This is a genomic window from Gardnerella greenwoodii 00703Dmash, from assembly GCF_000263635.1.
GTDB classification, from domain to species: domain Bacteria; phylum Actinomycetota; class Actinomycetes; order Actinomycetales; family Bifidobacteriaceae; genus Bifidobacterium; species Bifidobacterium greenwoodii.
Genome location: NZ_ADEV01000005.1, coordinates 1 through 621, shown reverse-complemented (window position 1 = coordinate 621; position 621 = coordinate 1). Strand labels below are relative to the sequence as shown.

Below are 621 nucleotides of genomic sequence, written 5' to 3'. Positions count from 1 at the left end.
TTTTCTAACATAGACTGCAACACCATCAACACAGAAGTAATAACCAAATACCAAATACTAGCAACAAGAAGAAGCGGAATCGGCTTATAAATACGATTCGCAATAGCATTCGTAGCAAACTGAAGCTCAAGAGTAAAAGGCACAGCCAAAACCAAAGAAGTAGTCTTAAGCATACCAATAGTCTCATTACCCAAAGGCGGAACAATAATACGCATAGCCTGAGGAAGAATCACACGACGCATCATCAAAGAACGAGACATACCCAAAGCCTTAGAAGCCTCAACCTGACCAGCATCAACAGCCTCCAAACCAGCACGAACAATCTCAGACAAATACGCAGCCTCATTCAAAGACAAACCAACAACCGCAGCCGTAAGAGAAGTCATAACAACATTAGAATCAATAGAGAAAAACTCCACAGAAGTAAAAGGAATACCCAAACTCAACTTAGGAACAAGAACCGCAAACATACCCCAAAAAACAAGCTGAGTATAAACAGGCGTACCACGGAAAAACCAAATAAAGAACCAACTAACACCACGCAAAACCGGGTTAACACTCTTACGCATCATAGCCAAACCAACAGCCAACACAATCGCAATAACCATAGCAAGCAAAGTT

1 protein-coding gene is annotated in these 621 nt (G+C 41.4%); it reads right to left on the bottom strand.

The annotated features are described in order from the left end of the window. On the bottom strand, nucleotides 1-621 hold a 621-nt coding region (locus NG78_RS03795; protein WP_004134324.1), incomplete at both ends, for an amino acid ABC transporter permease.